The 15,165-nt window shown below is 55.6% G+C and carries 13 protein-coding genes; 8 read left to right on the top strand and 5 right to left on the bottom strand.

Translation table 11 applies throughout. The features are described 5' to 3' along the window. Positions 1-90: 90 nt before the first annotated feature. Positions 91-1,131, bottom strand: coding sequence for a DUF3549 family protein (locus tag ACE1BR_RS10650; protein WP_374870064.1), 1,041 nt, complete (start codon positions 1,129-1,131; stop codon positions 91-93). A 276-nt stretch (positions 1,132-1,407) separates the two neighbouring features. Here ACE1BR_RS10650 and ACE1BR_RS10645 point away from each other — a divergent pair, with 276 nt between their 5' ends. The 6 genes from ACE1BR_RS10645 to ptsG all read left to right on the top strand — a co-directional run bounded on the left by ACE1BR_RS10645 (position 1,408) and on the right by ptsG (position 7,757). Then, positions 1,408-1,743 (top strand): YqcC family protein, encoded by a 336-nt coding sequence (locus ACE1BR_RS10645; protein ID WP_033137937.1) that lies wholly within the window; start codon positions 1,408-1,410, stop codon positions 1,741-1,743. Then, complete coding sequence (gene truC, locus ACE1BR_RS10640; protein ID WP_374870062.1) at positions 1,740-2,513, top strand: tRNA pseudouridine(65) synthase TruC; 774 nt, start codon at positions 1,740-1,742, stop codon at positions 2,511-2,513. Before ACE1BR_RS10645 ends, truC begins: the two co-directional genes overlap by 4 nt. 103 nt (positions 2,514-2,616) lie before the next feature. After that, positions 2,617-3,057: a flavodoxin gene (locus ACE1BR_RS10635; RefSeq protein ID WP_374870060.1), complete on the top strand. Its 441-nt coding sequence runs from the start codon at positions 2,617-2,619 to the stop codon at positions 3,055-3,057. Between the two features lie 529 nt (positions 3,058-3,586). Continuing rightward, the gene (locus tag ACE1BR_RS10630) at positions 3,587-4,825 is read left to right on the top strand and encodes a maltoporin (protein WP_111899949.1); all 1,239 of its coding nucleotides are present in this window, start codon (positions 3,587-3,589) and stop codon (positions 4,823-4,825) included. Positions 4,826-4,977: 152 nt separating this feature from the next. After that, positions 4,978-5,904 carry a MalM family protein gene (locus tag ACE1BR_RS10625; RefSeq protein WP_374870057.1) on the top strand — a complete coding sequence of 309 codons (927 nt, stop codon included), beginning with the start codon at positions 4,978-4,980 and terminating at the stop codon, positions 5,902-5,904. Positions 5,905-6,326: 422 nt separating this feature from the next. Next, positions 6,327-7,757 carry a PTS glucose transporter subunit IIBC gene (gene ptsG / locus ACE1BR_RS10620; protein ID WP_374870055.1) on the top strand — a complete coding sequence of 477 codons (1,431 nt, stop codon included), beginning with the start codon at positions 6,327-6,329 and terminating at the stop codon, positions 7,755-7,757. 255 nt (positions 7,758-8,012) lie between these two features. Here ptsG and ACE1BR_RS10615 read toward each other — a convergent pair whose 3' ends face one another. The 4 genes from ACE1BR_RS10615 to map all read right to left on the bottom strand — a co-directional run bounded on the left by ACE1BR_RS10615 (position 8,013) and on the right by map (position 13,037). Beyond that, complete coding sequence (locus ACE1BR_RS10615; protein WP_005303475.1) at positions 8,013-8,396, bottom strand: DUF3461 family protein; 384 nt, start codon at positions 8,394-8,396, stop codon at positions 8,013-8,015. A 127-nt stretch (positions 8,397-8,523) separates the two neighbouring features. Next, positions 8,524-9,351 carry a 2,3,4,5-tetrahydropyridine-2,6-dicarboxylate N-succinyltransferase gene (gene dapD, locus ACE1BR_RS10610; protein ID WP_033116099.1) on the bottom strand — a complete coding sequence of 276 codons (828 nt, stop codon included), beginning with the start codon at positions 9,349-9,351 and terminating at the stop codon, positions 8,524-8,526. Positions 9,352-9,524: 173 nt separating this feature from the next. Next, the gene (glnD, locus tag ACE1BR_RS10605) at positions 9,525-12,161 is read right to left on the bottom strand and encodes a bifunctional uridylyltransferase/uridylyl-removing protein GlnD (protein ID WP_374870053.1); all 2,637 of its coding nucleotides are present in this window, start codon (positions 12,159-12,161) and stop codon (positions 9,525-9,527) included. Positions 12,162-12,248: 87 nt separating this feature from the next. Continuing rightward, the gene (map, locus tag ACE1BR_RS10600; RefSeq protein WP_182933682.1) at positions 12,249-13,037 is read right to left on the bottom strand and encodes a type I methionyl aminopeptidase; all 789 of its coding nucleotides are present in this window, start codon (positions 13,035-13,037) and stop codon (positions 12,249-12,251) included. 370 nt (positions 13,038-13,407) lie between these two features. Between map and rpsB the strand changes: the two genes are divergently transcribed. Both rpsB and tsf read left to right on the top strand, forming a co-directional pair. Beyond that, positions 13,408-14,136 (top strand): 30S ribosomal protein S2, encoded by a 729-nt coding sequence (rpsB, locus tag ACE1BR_RS10595; protein ID WP_033137946.1) that lies wholly within the window; start codon positions 13,408-13,410, stop codon positions 14,134-14,136. A 104-nt stretch (positions 14,137-14,240) separates the two neighbouring features. Then, positions 14,241-15,122, top strand: a complete 882-nt coding sequence (gene tsf / locus ACE1BR_RS10590) for a translation elongation factor Ts (protein ID WP_374870050.1) — start codon at positions 14,241-14,243, stop codon at positions 15,120-15,122. The last annotated feature ends 43 nt before the right edge of the window (positions 15,123-15,165 follow it).

The raw sequence follows: 15,165 nt of genomic DNA, 5'->3' as shown, positions 1-15,165 counted from the left end.
ATGTCGATAACCGGGAGTCCTGCTGGAACTCCCAGTCTCCTTTTCTATTTCCCGCCGTGTTGCCTCGTGGCGTGAGGGGGAGGCGAGGGATCAGGCCGAGGCAAACAGACGGCCGATGGCCTTGCCCAGCGCCTCGCTGCGCTCGGGGTCGCGCAGTCTGGCCAGCATATCATTGCGCAGGGCCGGTAAAGTGACCAACTCGGCAAAAACCTGATTGAAGAACTGGGTCGGTTGCAGCGCCAGCTGTTCCAGATAGTGGCTGAGCAGATTGGCATCTTTCAGATCGGGCCAGAGTCGCCCGGCAATGGCGAGCAGCAGTGCCGGGCTCGGCTGGGTTTGCAGCAGGGTCAGCAGCTTGTTGTTGCGCAGTGCGCTGCCGGGGCAGGAGGCCATGGCGCGGCAGAGGTAGGCCAGGGTCTCCGGGTTGGGCGTGGCGCACTCCTGCTCCTTGCCGATCCGCTCAAGCAGGGCGCCTTGTACTGCTGGCGGCAGCGGGGCGTTTTCAAGGCTCTGGCAGAGGGCATAGAGCGGCTCTTGCGGCAGTTTGGGTAGTGCCTTGCAGATCAGCGCCAGATTGCGCTCATCATGCAGCCGCTCGGCCAGATCGGCAAAGCCCTGCAGCCCCAGCGTCTGCCAACCGGTGTCGTTGGGGGCGGCCAGATAGTGGCAGAGGGCATCGTAATAGGCAGAGGGTGCCTGCTCCAGCTGGCGCGCCAGCTTGGCGTGCAGACTGGCCATTTTTGCCTCTGCCGGGCGGAAGGTGTAGGGATTGTCGGCCAAGCGCTGGGCTTTTTCTTCATCAAGGTCACCGGTGAGCTTGTAGCCCAGGGTCTCCACCACCTGATCCATAAACAGCTTGGGGCCGTTTGACATCAGCAGGCCGCGCTCATCGAGGGCAAACTTGAGGAACCAGAGGTAGTGGCGAGACTCGCTCGGTTGGAAGAAGTGCACACCCAGCCAGGCGTGCTGTTGCAGCGGCCAGGGGTAGGGCTCCTGCTGTTGTTCGATGCGGACAAAGGTATCGCTTGCCAGTGGCCGCACCTGGCGGCCCATGTCAAACAGCTGGAACTGGGTGCCAGCCTGAGTCAGAAATTCGGTCAAGGTATTGATGGCAGTAGGCGTCGCAGACATGGTGAGATCCGGCTAATGGTGATGCGGGCCGATTATAAGGCCCTTGCCGAGGATAGCCAGTGGCAGCAGACGTGTGCTGCGGCAGATATCAACATGGCAGCCATGCGGGGGGAGGTGTATAGTATCGCCCTTTTTTAACGGCGGCAGGCCGCGCTGGCTGCCCTGTATGTCGACGACCCGGCTGAACCGCCGGTGCTGCGCGACTGAATGTATCGGCATCCTGGCTGATCCTGTCGGGTCAGTGGATCAATCTGTGGTTATGAGGAAGAGAGCGAGATGAATCAATATTTGCTGGTAGCTGGCCTGTTGGGGGAACTCACCGCCGAGTTGCAGCGCCTCGAGCGCTGGCAAGCTGACCATCCCGGTGACGAAGCCCTGGCAAGCACCCTGCCTTTTTGTGTTGATACCCTGAGCTTTGATCAGTGGCTGCAGTTCGTGCTGATCCCGCGCATGGAGCAGCTGGTGATGTTGCAGGCGCCGTTGCCCACCAGCGTCTCCCTCTATCCCATGGCCAGCGAAGTCTATAAAGAGGAGCTGGCCGAGGTGGCGGCCCTGCTGCGCTTGATCGCCCGTTTCGATCTGCTGCTCTCCGGTAAAGTGATCGAACAATGATGCCAGAGCAAACCCGAGAAGATAGTGACCTGAAGCTGACTCTGCTCTATCAGGATGAGTGGCTGGTGGCGGTTAACAAGCCGTCCGGTCTGCTGGTGCACCGCAGCTGGCTCGACAAGGCCGAGACCCGCTTCGCCATGCAGATGACCCGGGATCTCATCGGCGGTCGCCACGTCTATCCGGTGCATCGCCTCGATCGGCCCACCTCCGGCGTGCTGCTGTTTGCGCTCGATCCGGTGATTGCCCGCGCACTGACCGAAGCCTTTACCCAACGTCAGGTACACAAGGAGTATTTGGCGCTGGTGCGGGGCTGGGCACCCGAGCAGGGGGTGATCGACTATCCCCTCAAGGAGCAGCTGGACAAGATTGCCGATGCCATGAGCAACCCGGATCGTCCGGCGCAGGATGCCGTCACCACCTTCCGTCGCCTGCATCAGGTCGAGCTGCCCCACGCGGTCTCCAAGAAGCATCCCACCAGTCGTTACAGTCTGGTCAGATTGTTTCCGAAGACCGGCCGCAAGCATCAGCTGCGCCGCCATATGGATCATCTGTTCCACCCGATTGTGGGTGACACCACTCACGGGGATGGCCGTCATAACCGCTTCTTCCGCGAGCACTTTGGCTGTGAGCGGCTGCTGCTGGTGGCCCGCACCCTGAGCTTTACCCATCCGGTGTTGAAGGTACCGATGCGGATCCAGGCGCCGCTCGGTCAGGATGTGCTGCGCCTGTTTGCCGAACTGGGCTGGCCCGCCAGCGAGAGCGACTACTAAGCGTTTGATCCTCGGCCCTGAACGGGTGGCATCTGACGCCAGCTTGCTGATAGAGTTGCTCACGAGCGTTGCTCAAAAGAGTGACTAAAGCTGGGAGGGGAGAATGGCGCAGATCGATATCGTGGTAGGGAGTGTCTACGGCGCAGCCATACTGGTGGCCGAGACTCTGGCAGATGAGTTGGAACGCAAGGGGCATCACTGTTCCCTGCACGAAGAAGCACGGCTGGCGGACATCGACCCCGGCCGTTTTTTATTGCTGGTCAGTGCCACCACCGGGCAGGGGGATATTCCACCCAATCTGCAGCCCTTTGCCAGCGAACTGGCCGACAAGGCCCCCTGGCTCAAAGGGCTGCGTTATGCCCTGATTGCCATGGGTGACAGCAGCTATGACCATTTTTGTGGCGCGGGTCGTCGGCTGGACGGATTGCTGCAAGAACTGGGGGCCACGCGAGTGATTCCCTCGCTGGAGCTGGATGCCACCGTGCACGATGAACCGGAACGGGTGGCACTCAGCTGGCTGCAAAAGTGGAATATTCAGCCCTGAATATTCTCTGAAATAGAGCCATATCAATCCCCTGACGCTTACCTCTCTGGGGATTGATATTTGTACAACTACGGTTTTTTGTATCGAACCTATTTCCTTGTATGACCGAAGGATATTTCCCCTCCCGGTATTCCAATCTAGTGATGATACACAACGGCATTGTCGACCAGCGCCTCAAATAAAAGTTCAATCTTGAAAGCGATCTCAGTCATGTTTTTGTCATTGAATTGAAAGATATAGACTTAAATTCCGTTGCGAATTAATTGCTGATAACGGTTTCAGGTTGATCATGTTTGCTCGGCCTGCTGTTTTTTGGGGTTTTTATTGCTGTTTTTTCTGTTAATTAACCTTGTTGTGTTGTGGCGATCGTTTGCCGAGCGATTTGTCACCATTTTGTGAGTCGCTTCATATTTGTCGTGAAATGCCCTCCCTATAATCGACCCCGGTTATCACCAACAGGATTACATGGTGATAAGAAGTTGAATATTCAGGATCACACTCCTCACTGCGGGAAATAAGGAATATGACAATGAAAATGAAGTGGCTCCCGATTGCAGCAGCCGTTACTGCCGCCCTGGCTTCCCAAGCCGCCTTTGCCGTAGATTTCCACGGTTACTTCCGTTCCGGTATTGGTGTTTCCGACAACGGGGATATGCAGACCGATGTCAGCAAACAGAAAGTAGGTCGTCTGGGAAATGAGAACGACACCTATGGTGAAGTTCAGTTGGGCCAAGAGGTCTACAACAAGAACAACCAGACTTTCTATGTAGACTCAATGGTTGCCATGACTGCAAACCAGAAAACAGGTTGGGAGTCCACCAGTGGTGACACTCAGTTTGTGGTTGCTCAGTTCAATGCTCAAGCCAAGGGTATGTTTGGTGGTAATGAGACCCTGTGGGCCGGTAAGCGCTACTATCAGCGTCATGACATCCATATCTCTGACTTCTATTACTGGAACGTATCTGGCCCTGGTGCTGGCGTAGAAAATATCGAGATGGGCCCTGGTAAAGCTTCGTTTGCATGGGTTCGTAGTGATGAGGGTGATGTAAACACCAATATTCTGGATGCTCGTTATGCCGGTATCCCTCTCTGGACTGATGCTTCATTGGAGCTGGGCATTGATTATGCTCTGGCCAATGATACAGAAGAGCAGAAAGGCAAAGTTATTGATCCAACTACGGGTGCCACCGCTGGTAGCAGTTCTGACGGTATGATGTTGACTGCCGAGTTGACTCAGTCAATGTTGGGTGGTTTCAACAAGACAGTTGCTCAGTACTTTACCGATAGTTACAGCACCAATGCTGTTTACTACGGAGCTGGTGGCTGGACCAGTCAAAGTGGCGATGGTGGTAATGGCTTCCGCTTGATTAACTGGGGTGTGCTGCCGGTCGGTGACAAGGTTGAATTTGGTCACCAGATTGTATACGGCCAATCCAACGGTGTTGATAAAGACACTACCGATATGGATACCTTCTCTATCGTTGCTCGTCCCATGTACAAGTGGAACGATGTAATGAAGACTATTGCCGAGGTAGGTTACTACAAAGACAATGTAGAGAAGACTGGTTCAGCCAAGAAGAGTACTGACGGTACCAAGTACACCTTGGCTCAGGCTTGGTCTGCTGGTTCCAGCTTCTGGGCTCGTCCGGAAATCCGTGTGTTTGCCTCCTATGTGCAACAGGATGATACTTTCCGTCCGAGCACCGCTGGTGGTTTGAAAGAAGACAATGCTTGGAACTTCGGTGTACAAGCCGAAGCTTGGTGGTAATCTCATCATCACCTGATTTCAAGTCGCCCCCGCTTGTCGGGGGCTCTTTTTTTCAAGATGGCGTGTAGGGTATGCAGATGAAATATAGCAAGGTAGCGTTGACGATTTTGTGTTCCACTCTGATGACGGCGTGTGCGTCTCTTGAGGCTACAGTGGCTCCCACCCAGGAGTACAAGAGCATCCTCGATAGCCGTGCCAGCGCTCTTCAGCAACTCGGCACCGCCACAGTATGTTGCAGTAGTATCAATGAGTTGCGGTATCAGCCGTTGACTGCTGAGCAAAAAAGAGTGATTGCCATCGATGGCAGCTCTCCTGCGTTCAACTTCCCGGAAGGCAAGAGTTATTACGCAGCGTTCAAGCTGCCAACCAATTCCGGTGATCTCAAGATTACGGTCGCAGGTCTGATCGACAAGACGCTGTTCAATCCGACCGTATTGATGCTGGACTCCCAGTTCAAACCGACTCGTACCATAGGTTCTGACATCATTACCTATAAGCCGGCCCGAATGCTGGATGGTGATCGGGTAGAGGGGGTCTTTACCATTGATCGCTCCTATGTTGGCAACCCGAACAATGAAACCTATATGGTGATTTACACCACTCAGGCCACCCTGAGTCAGACCACCCAGGCCATGAGCCCTTCCAAAATGATGGCCAAATCCCTGAGTGTTCAGGACTATGGTGCCAAGGACCCGATAATTCCTCATTCCGCATGGGGCGTGGTCACGGTCGATGTAGAAGACATGAGTGCCAGCAAGCTTGGTGATAACTTCTACAAACCGGTTTACCAGGAAGCGATCAATGCCAACACACCGATCGTAGATCCGACACCCAACAAGCTGGTCGTTCCTGCCGCTACAGCAACCGCTGCGGCTGTTGCAACGAGTACTGCGGTTGTTACCAAACCAGCTCCTGCCATGCTGAGTGAAACCGAGCTCTTCTATCAGAGCCAGATCGAGAAGGCGGTGAAAGCCGGTGATATCGACAAGGCGATGAAGCTGGTGAACGAGGCCGAGCGTGCTGGTTCAACCAAAGCAAAAATGGTGTTTGTTGACGCAGTAAAACGCTCGCAAAAGTAGTGTAATGCCACCTTCTGCTGGTCAGATATATTTATTAAGGCCTCCCTTGTTGGAGGCCTTTTTAATCGGTAGACTGTAATAAATAAAATAACGCCGTTACATTCTGTTACGTATTGTTTCGTGGTGATGCGAATAGCATTATTAAAATACAAAGTGAAACTGCAATTTATATTTACTTGTAATAAGGTTATGGTGCGGATTATTAACTTATATTTATTTGTTTTTTGTGCTTCTGAATAAGTTGTGATCTTCCCTCCAATTTCAATATTCCCCTCTCTTCGAAAGCAGCAATTTACGAACTGCTGAGTTATATTCTGATGGTCAAAATAAACAAGCCCGAATCGAAGATATCAGGATGAATTAGTGGTTATTTCATCCAGATAGATCGTTCAGGGACGACAATCCATTCAGGAGCGCACATAATGTTCAAAAATGCTTTCTCTAATCTGCAAAAGGTTGGTAAGGCGCTGATGCTGCCAGTATCAGTCTTGCCGGTCGCAGGTATTCTGCTGGGGGTGGGTGCCGCCCACTTCAGCTGGTTGCCGGAAATTGTTTCCCAGTTGATGGAACAGGCCGGTGGTTCTGTATTTGGTCAGATGGCCCTGCTGTTCGCAGTGGGTGTTGCTCTGGGCTTTACCAATAACGACGGCGTATCTGGTCTGTCAGCCATCGTTGGCTACGGCATCATGGTCGCCACTCTGAAGGTCATGGCGCCTGTGATGGGTGTTGAAACCATCGAAACCGGCGTGCTGGGTGGTATCCTGGCCGGTGGTGTTGCTGCCTGGGCTTTCAACCGCTTCTACAAGATCCAGTTGCCTGAGTACCTGGGCTTCTTCGCCGGTAAACGCGCCGTACCTATCATTACCGGTTTCGTTTCCATCGGTCTGGGTGTCATCCTGTCCGTGATTTGGCCGCCAGTGGGTGGTGCGATTGGTACCTTCTCCGATTGGGCTGCCAACCAGAACCCGGTACTGGCTTTCGGTATCTACGGCGTGGTTGAGCGCTCCCTGATCCCGTTCGGTCTGCACCACATCTGGAACGTACCGTTCTTCTATCAGGCTGGTACCTGTGTCAACGGTGCCGGTGAGACTGTTCACGGTATCATGACCTGCTTCCTGACTGCTGATGACGCTTCCCGCGCTGCCGGTAACGGCTTCGGTCAGCTGGCTGGTGGCTACCTGTTCAAAATGTTCGGTCTGCCTGCTGCTGCGTTCGCCATTGCTCACGCTGCCAAGCCGGAAAACCGCGCCAAGATCGTTGGTATCATGGCCTCTGCTGCCCTGACCTCTTTCCTGACCGGTATCACCGAGCCGATTGAATTCTCCTTCCTGTTCATCGCTCCGGTTCTGTACGCAATCCACGCTGTACTGGCTGGTCTGGCTTACGTACTGACCAACTCCCTGGGCGTAGTACACGGTCATACCTTCTCCAACGGCTTTATCGACTTTGTTGTTCAGTCTCCGCGTGCCAGCCACATGATGCTGCTGGTTGGTCTGGGTCTGGTATACGCAGCGATCTACTACGTGGTATTCAGCTTCGTTATCCGTGCCATGAACCTGAAAACCCCGGGTCGTGAAGACGAGACTGCTGAAGAGACCGTTGGCCAAGGCAAAGACGAAATGTCTGCTGCTCTGGTTGCTGCCTTCGGTGGTAAAGAGAACATCGCTTCTCTGGATGCTTGTATCACCCGTCTGCGTGTTGGCGTGAAAGATGTGGCTAAAGTTGACCAGGCTGGTCTGAAGAAACTGGGTGCTGCCGGTGTGGTAGTGGCTGGTTCCGGCGTACAAGCCATCTTCGGTACCAAGTCCGACAACCTGAAAACCGACATGGATATCTGGATGAAGAGCAACTAATCCAGTTGCCTGAATACCAGAGTTCTTGAAGAGGGAGGCGAAAGCCTCCCTCTTGCTATTTGCGGTTCAGGAGAGTGCGAGCCAGAGCGCGGCAGGAAGTGGTATTGCTCAAGGTGCGCTGTGGAATGAAAGGCATGCTGCTGGCCCCGGTGTGCAAGGTGGTGTGCCTCGCTCACCTTATCGAACGCCATCGCCCGATAAAACCCGCCAATAAAAAGAGCGCCATCAAGGCGCTCTGTTGTCGAGTGGGTAGGGTTAGAGTTTCTCCAGATCCCGCTCAATCTCGCTGATCTTGTTCTGCACCACTTTTTCCAGGTGGCGCAGGTCGCGCAGGATCTTCTGCTTGATGTCCGGGTCGGCCTGCACGTGCACGCCCTGGGTCAGGTTGTCGAGCTCATCCACCACGTACTTGAGGTTGGCGTTGATCTCGGTGACATCCTTGTACTCGTGGGTACCGGAGTCGACCAGCATGGTTTTACGCTGGCGCGGATACTTGAATTTGACACTCTTGGCGAAGAATTCGCCTTTCTGCTTCTTGAAGTAGATCTTGAGGATGTCGTGGTTGGCCTCCTGGCGCAGGGTGTAGCTGTCGACGGAGGCGGGATCCTGGATCCCCAGGCTCTTCAGATTCTCGTACATCAGGCTTCCTCGGTTTGAAACGATCCTGTCCTGTCTATCTTAACCGAGTCGGTGCTGCTTGCCTGTGACAGGGGCGCCAAAATCAAAAGGGCGCCATCAGGCGCCCTTTAAATCACGGCAAAACGGCTTACTCGTCGATGGAGCGCAGCAGGGCGTTGATACCGACCTTGGCGCGGGTTTTGGCATCCACCTTTTTGACGATGACGGCAGCGTAGAGGCTGTACTTGCCGCACTTGGAGGGCAGGGAGCCAGAGACAACTACGGAGCCTGCCGGTACGCGGCCGTAGTGGATCTCGCCAGTTTCGCGGTCATAGATGCGGGTGGACTGGCCGATGAAGACGCCCATGGAGATGACGGAGCCTTCCTCGACGATCACCCCTTCAACCACTTCGGAGCGGGCACCGATAAAGCAGTTGTCTTCGATGATGGTCGGGTTGGCTTGCAGCGGCTCCAATACGCCACCGATACCGACGCCGCCGGAGAGGTGTACATTCTTGCCGATCTGGGCACAAGAACCGACGGTGGCCCAAGTATCGACCATGGTGCCTTCGTCAACGTAGGCGCCGATGTTGACGTAGGAGGGCATCAGCACTGTGTTCGGCGCGATGAAGGAGCCTTTGCGGGCGGTCGCCGGCGGCACTACGCGTACACCGGCAGCCTTGAACTGCTCTTCGGTGTAGTTGGAGAACTTGAGGGGAACCTTGTCGTAGTACTGGGCGTCGTCACCCTTGATGATGCCGTTGTCGTTGATACGGAACGAGAGCAGTACTGCTTTCTTCAGCCACTGATGAACAACCCACTCACCGGCGATCTTCTCGGCAACCCGAGCCTTGCCGGAGTCCAGCAGCTCGATGACTTGCAGGATGGCGGATTTGGTAGCGCTGTCCACAGTGCTCGGGGTAATGGTGTCGCGGCGCTCGAAGGCCGCTTCAATGATCTGTTGCAACTCGGTCATGACAGGTTTCCTTTAAAAAATTCTGTTTGTTGTATCACACTTTTCCGACTGTTTTTAAGTGGATGACCGGAATTCTTCCGACCAGCGACCATTTCTTTCATATTTCCCGTCCAACCATTTGTTTGTTATGGGAAAACGGAGGTGAAAACAGCCTCTTTCGAATCAGATTGCACTCACTCCATGGCAAATTGCTGCGGATTGAGTTGATGCACCAGCCGCTCCTCCAACAGCTGTTGCTGCTCCACTGTCAACGGCTCGCCATTGAGGCTGGTCAGGCTGAAGAAGTCCTCCACCCGCTCGCCGAAGGTGGCGATCTTGGCTGCGTGCAGCGACAGACCACACTGCTGGAATACGGCACCGATCCGCGCCAGCAGGCCGGGAGTGTCGAGGGCGGTCAGCTCCATCAGGGTGTGGCGGCTTTCCCCTTTATGAGGCAAAAAGACCACCCTGGTTGGCACGCTGAACTGGCGGTGGCGCCGTGATAGTGGCTTGTTGCGCAGCACCAGCTTGCCCGGCTCCTGCAGCGCTTTCTCCAGTGCCTTCTTGATGGTGGCGGTGCGGTTGGGGCTGATGGGTTCGCCGTTGGGCTCCAGCACCACGAAGGTATCGAGCACATAGTTGCTGCGCGAGTTCATGATCTGGGCGTCGTGGATATTGAGGTTCTTCTGATCCAGCGCCGAGGCAACGGTTGCAAACAGGTTCGGTGTGTCACGGCAGTTGATGAACACCTCACTGCCGCCACGGGTCGGATGTTTGCCGATGAGTACCAGCGGTGTCGGGTTGTCGCCATGTTCGATGATGTGGCGGCAGTGCCAGGCTATCTGCTCCGGGCTGTGACGAAGGAAATAGTCGGCCTTGAAGTCGGCCCAGAGCTGGTTGATCTCTTCCTCCGGCACGTCGCGTTGCGCCAGGATCTGTTTGGCCTGCCGCTGGTTCTCGCGAATGCGCAGCCGCATGTCGGGCGGGTTTTCCAGCCCCTGGCGCAGCGCTTTCTGGGTCGCGAAGTAGAGCTCCCGCAGCAGGGTGCCCTTCCAGTCGTTCCACAGGGTGTCGTTGGTAGCGCAGATGTCGGCCACGGTGAGGCAGTAGAGCAGGTCGAGGTGCTGCTCGTCACGCACCTTCTGGGCAAAGTCGGTGACAACATCCGGGTCGTAGATATCGCGGCGCTGTGCGGTGACCGACATCAGCAGGTGGTGGCGTACCAGCCAGGCGACCAGTCGGCTCTCGTAGCGATCCAGACCGTGCAACTGGCAGAACTCCAGCGCATCGACGGCGCCCAGCTCGGAGTGATCGCCGCGCCGCCCCTTGGCGATATCGTGAAACAGGGCGGCAATGCTGAGCAGTTCCGGTTTGCGCAGCCGGGTGAACACCTCGTGGCAGAGCGGATGACTCTGGCGGCTGGCCGGATTGGGAAACTGATGAATGTTCTTGAGCAGCCGGTGGGTGTGCTCATCCACGGTATAGGCGTGGAACATGTCGAACTGCATCTGGCCGACGATCAGGTTCCACTGTGGTAGATAGGCGGCGAGGATGCCGTATTTGTGCATCAGGGTCAGCGGCAGGCCGATGCCGTTGGGGTGGCGCAGCAGCGCCATGAACAGGCGGCGGCACTCCGGCAAGTCTTGCAGCCAGCTGTTGAGCTTGCGCCTTGCCTCGCGCAACTGGCGCAGGGTGGCCGAGTGAATACCGATAATCTCGGGATGTTGGGCCATCTGATAGAAGAGGCGCAAGATGGCGGCTGGCTCGCGGCCAAACAGCTCGGCATCCACCGAGTCGATAAGGCGACCGCGGAGCTGGAATTCGTCGGAGAGGCGGCGTACATCCATGGCAGTGTTGCCGAGGATCGCCTCGTCAAACAGCTGTAACAGCATCTCGTTGAGTTCGGAGACCCGCCGCACCGTCTGGTAAAAGCGCTTCATCATCTGTTCGATCGGGGCGTTGCCTTCGCCCTCGAAGCCCAGCATCTGGGCCACGGTGCGCTGGCGATCGAACAGCAGGCGGTTGTCGCCCTTGTTGATGGCCATGTGTAGGGCAAAGCGCACCTTCCACAGGAAATTCTGGCAGTCGAGCAGCTCGCGGTATTCGGCCCGGTTGAGAAAGCCGTGGCTGGTCATCTCGAACAATGTGGTGGCGCCGAAGTGACGCCGGGCGACCCAGGCGAGGGTCTGGATATCCCGCAGACCGCCCGGGTTACTCTTGAGGTCGGGCTCCAGCTTGTAGGCGGTGCCGAGAAACTGCTGATGGCGCTCCGCCTGCTCCTGCCGTTTGGCGCGAAAGAAGGCTTCGCTCGGCCAGAAATGTTCCGGTTTGGTGGCCTCCTTGAGCTGCAGGAATCCCTCTTGGCGACCGGTGATATAGCGCGCCTCGATCAGGTTGGTGGCGACCGTGATGTCGGCCTTGCCCTGCTCGATACACTCCGCCACGTTACGCACCGCTTGACCCACCTCCAGTTTGAGGTCCCACAGCAAGGTGATGAACTCGCCGATGCGCAGCCCCAGCACTTCATCCAGCTCGTCACCGTCATAGAGGATCAGCAGGTCGATGTCTGAGTGGGGGTGCAATTCGCCCCGGCCATAGCCCCCCACGGCGATCAGGGTGAGGTCGCTCTTGTCGAAACCGAACTTTTGCCAGAGCCGAATGAGCAGCTGATCCATGTACTCAGAGCGGGTGGCGACCAGCTCGATAATGTTGTCACCGGCATCGAAGCGGGCGTGCAGCCAGCCGAGAAAGCGGCTCAGGTACTCTTTGCAGTTGTCGCGGGTGAGCTGATCGTCGGGTAACAGTTGGGGGGAAAGCAGGCTGGCGTCCATGGCATCTCACACGCAAGTGGCAGGCAAATGGCTGAAACGGGCAGTAAAAACCCCGGCGCTTTGGGAGTTCAGGGCCGGGGTTCGATGTTAGCTGTGTTTGATGAAGCGGTCGATAGTGTCGTCGGGGCGCAGGGTCAGCACCTCGCAGCCATCCTCGGTCACCAGCAGGGTGTGTTCCCACTGGGCAGAGTCGCCGCCATCCTTGGTGGTCACGGTCCAGCCATCCTTCGGATTGACCTTGCAGTGATACTTCTTGCTGTTGACCATCGGCTCGATGGTGAAGCACATGCCCGCTTTCAGCTCCTGCTTGCCGCTGTTGCGGTAGTGCAGGATCTGCGGCTCTTCGTGGAATTCGGCCCCGATGCCGTGGCCACAGTAGTCACGCACTACGGAGAAACCGGCTTTCTCGACGATGGGCTGGATAACTGCGCCGATCTCGGTGATGCAGGCACCCGGACGCACCTTTTTGATGGCAGCGTAGAGGCTCTCTTGCGCAACTTTGCAGAGTTGGCGGCGCAGCGGGGTGGTCTCGCCGACGATGAACATGGCTGAGGTATCGCCGTGGTAGCCATCCTTGATGACGGTGATATCCAGGTTGATGATGTCGCCATCGCGCAGCTTCTTGTGATTCGGGATGCCATGACAAATAACATCGTTCACCGAGGTGCAGATGGATTTGGGGAAACCGTGGTAGTTGAGCGGAGCCGGAACCGCCTGTTGAACGTTGACCATATAGTCGTGGCAAAGGGTATTCAGTTCGTCAGTGGTGACGCCAGCTTTGACATGGGGCGCAATCATGACCAGCACATCGGCGGCCAATTGGCCGGCAACGCGCATCTTTTCAATCTCTTCCGGTGTCTTGATTTTAATGGACATGGGATCTCTCTTGCGGCCTGCCGCTGGGTCTGCAAGGGCAGGCAGGACAGGTAATGAAAAATAGATGCGTTTGCAATCAGGCCAAAATTTTATCCGCAACCCCCGCGTACTTCCAGTGTGATTGTCATCACAGCGTCAAATCGGCGTCGCAGCATCCCCCGACGGGATCCATTTTTACACCACTTTAGGGTGTAGTCCGGTGGTGTCATGAGCAAAGTTATGGTATAAAGCGCGCCGGAATGGGGAACTTGCGTCCACCATTTCATCACCCTTAATCAATAACACACACACATCGACACATATACCGGGGTGCCTTAACAGGTCGGTTATATGGGATGTGTGGAGGCCTAACCCCATACAGAGGTATAAAATGGCTAAAGTTTCTATGCGCGACATGCTGCAAGCCGGCGTTCACTTCGGTCACCAGACTCGTTACTGGAACCCGAAAATGAAATCCTACATCTTCGGTGCCCGCAGCAAGGTTCACATCATCAACCTGGAAAAAACCGTTCCGTTGTTTGACGATGCCATGAACTTCATCAGCTCCGTAGCTGCCAAGAAAGGCAAGGTACTGTTCGTAGGTACCAAGCGTGCCGCGTCTGAAGCCGTAAAAGAAGCCGCTGAGCGTTGCGACCAGTTCTATGTTAACCACCGCTGGCTGGGCGGCATGCTGACCAACTGGAAAACCGTTCGTCAGTCCATCAAGCGTCTGAAAGATCTGGAAACCCAGAGCCAGGACGGTACCTTCGAAAAGCTGACCAAGAAAGAGGCGCTGATGCGTACTCGCGAAATGGAAAAGCTGGAGAAGAGCCTGGGTGGTATCAAGAACATGGGCGGCCTGCCTGACGTTCTGTTCGTTGTCGATGCCGACCACGAGCACATCGCTATCAAAGAAGCCAACAACCTGGGTATCCCGGTAGTTTCCATCGTTGATACCAACTCCAACCCGGACGGCGTTGACTATGTCATCCCGGGTAACGACGACGCTATCCGTGCCGTACAGCTGTATCTGAATGCTGCTGCTGACACCGTACTGGAAGCTCGCGAACAGGACATCGTTGTTCAAGCTGAACAAGATGGCTTCGTTGAAGCTGAGTAATTGATAAGGACTGTAAAGCCCTTATTAACCAAGCTGATGTAATTGGTTAGCAGGGGCCCTTGTGGCCCCTGTTTCTTGTCAATTGAAGACCGAGGATACTGGACATGGCTAACGTTACTGCCGCCCTGGTAAAAGAACTGCGCGAGCGCACTGCCGCTGGCATGATGGATTGCAAAAAAGCACTGGAAGAAGCTGCTGGTGATATCGAGCTGGCAATCGAGAACATGCGCAAATCCGGTCAGGCCAAAGCCGCCAAGAAAGCGGGCCGTATCGCCGCTGAAGGCGTTATCTTTGCTCGCACCGAAGGCAACGTTGCCGTCATGATCGAGCTGAACAGCGAAACCGACTTCGTCGCCAAAGATGCCAGCTTCATGGCAATGGGCCAGAAGATTGCTGACATCGCTGCGACCCAGAAAATTGCTGACGTTGACACGCTGAAAGCCGCTGACTTCGGTAACGGCGAATCCGTCGAGCTGACCATCACCAACCTGATCGCCAAGATCGGTGAGAACATGAACCTGCGTCGCGTGATGCTGGTTGAAGGTGACAACCTGGGTACCTACGTTCACGGTTCCCGCATTGGTGTTATCACCAAGCTGACCGGTGGTTCTGCCGAGCTGGCCAAAGATCTGGCCATGCACGTTGCTGCTAACAGCCCGCAATTCGTCAAGCCTGAAGACGTGTCTGCTGAAGTCGTTGCCAAAGAGCGCGAAATCCAGATCGACATCGCCATCAACTCCGGCAAGCCGAAAGAGATCGCCGAGAAGATGGTTGAAGGCCGCATGAAGAAGTTCACCGGTGAGGTTTCCCTGACTGGTCAGCCGTTCGTGAAAGATCCTTCCATGACCGTTGCCGAGCTGCTGAAGAAAGAAGGCGCTGACGTTGTCTCCTTCACCCGTTTCGAAGTGGGCGAAGGCATCGAGAAGCAAGAGACCGATTTCGCTGCTGAAGTTGCAGCCCAAATCGCGGCCGCTCAAAAGGCCTAATCGAACCGGTTTTTCCGTTTCCCCAGACCGCGACTTATGTCGC

The organism is Aeromonas sp. MdU4 (assembly GCF_041929505.1).
In the GTDB taxonomy this organism is placed as follows: Bacteria; Pseudomonadota; Gammaproteobacteria; order Enterobacterales; family Aeromonadaceae; genus Aeromonas.
Note: the sequence above shows the minus strand (reverse complement) of the source record. Positions and strands in the feature narration are given on the sequence as shown.

Bases quoted from the DNA above. Each gene is read 5' to 3' on its own strand.
- ACE1BR_RS10650 (WP_374870064.1), bottom strand. From the start codon at position 1,131: ATGTCTGCGACGCCTACTGCCATCAATACCTTGACCGAATTTCTGACT.
- ACE1BR_RS10645 (WP_033137937.1), top strand. From the start codon at position 1,408: ATGAATCAATATTTGCTGGTAGCTGGCCTGTTGGGGGAACTCACCGCC.
- truC (WP_374870062.1), top strand. From the start codon at position 1,740: ATGATGCCAGAGCAAACCCGAGAAGATAGTGACCTGAAGCTGACTCTG.
- ACE1BR_RS10635 (WP_374870060.1), top strand. From the start codon at position 2,617: ATGGCGCAGATCGATATCGTGGTAGGGAGTGTCTACGGCGCAGCCATA.
- ACE1BR_RS10630 (WP_111899949.1), top strand. From the start codon at position 3,587: ATGAAAATGAAGTGGCTCCCGATTGCAGCAGCCGTTACTGCCGCCCTG.
- ptsG (WP_374870055.1), top strand. From the start codon at position 6,327: ATGTTCAAAAATGCTTTCTCTAATCTGCAAAAGGTTGGTAAGGCGCTG.
- ACE1BR_RS10615 (WP_005303475.1), bottom strand. From the start codon at position 8,396: ATGTACGAGAATCTGAAGAGCCTGGGGATCCAGGATCCCGCCTCCGTC.
- dapD (WP_033116099.1), bottom strand. From the start codon at position 9,351: ATGACCGAGTTGCAACAGATCATTGAAGCGGCCTTCGAGCGCCGCGAC.
- glnD (WP_374870053.1), bottom strand. From the start codon at position 12,161: ATGGACGCCAGCCTGCTTTCCCCCCAACTGTTACCCGACGATCAGCTC.
- map (WP_182933682.1), bottom strand. From the start codon at position 13,037: ATGTCCATTAAAATCAAGACACCGGAAGAGATTGAAAAGATGCGCGTT.
- rpsB (WP_033137946.1), top strand. From the start codon at position 13,408: ATGGCTAAAGTTTCTATGCGCGACATGCTGCAAGCCGGCGTTCACTTC.
- tsf (WP_374870050.1), top strand. From the start codon at position 14,241: ATGGCTAACGTTACTGCCGCCCTGGTAAAAGAACTGCGCGAGCGCACT.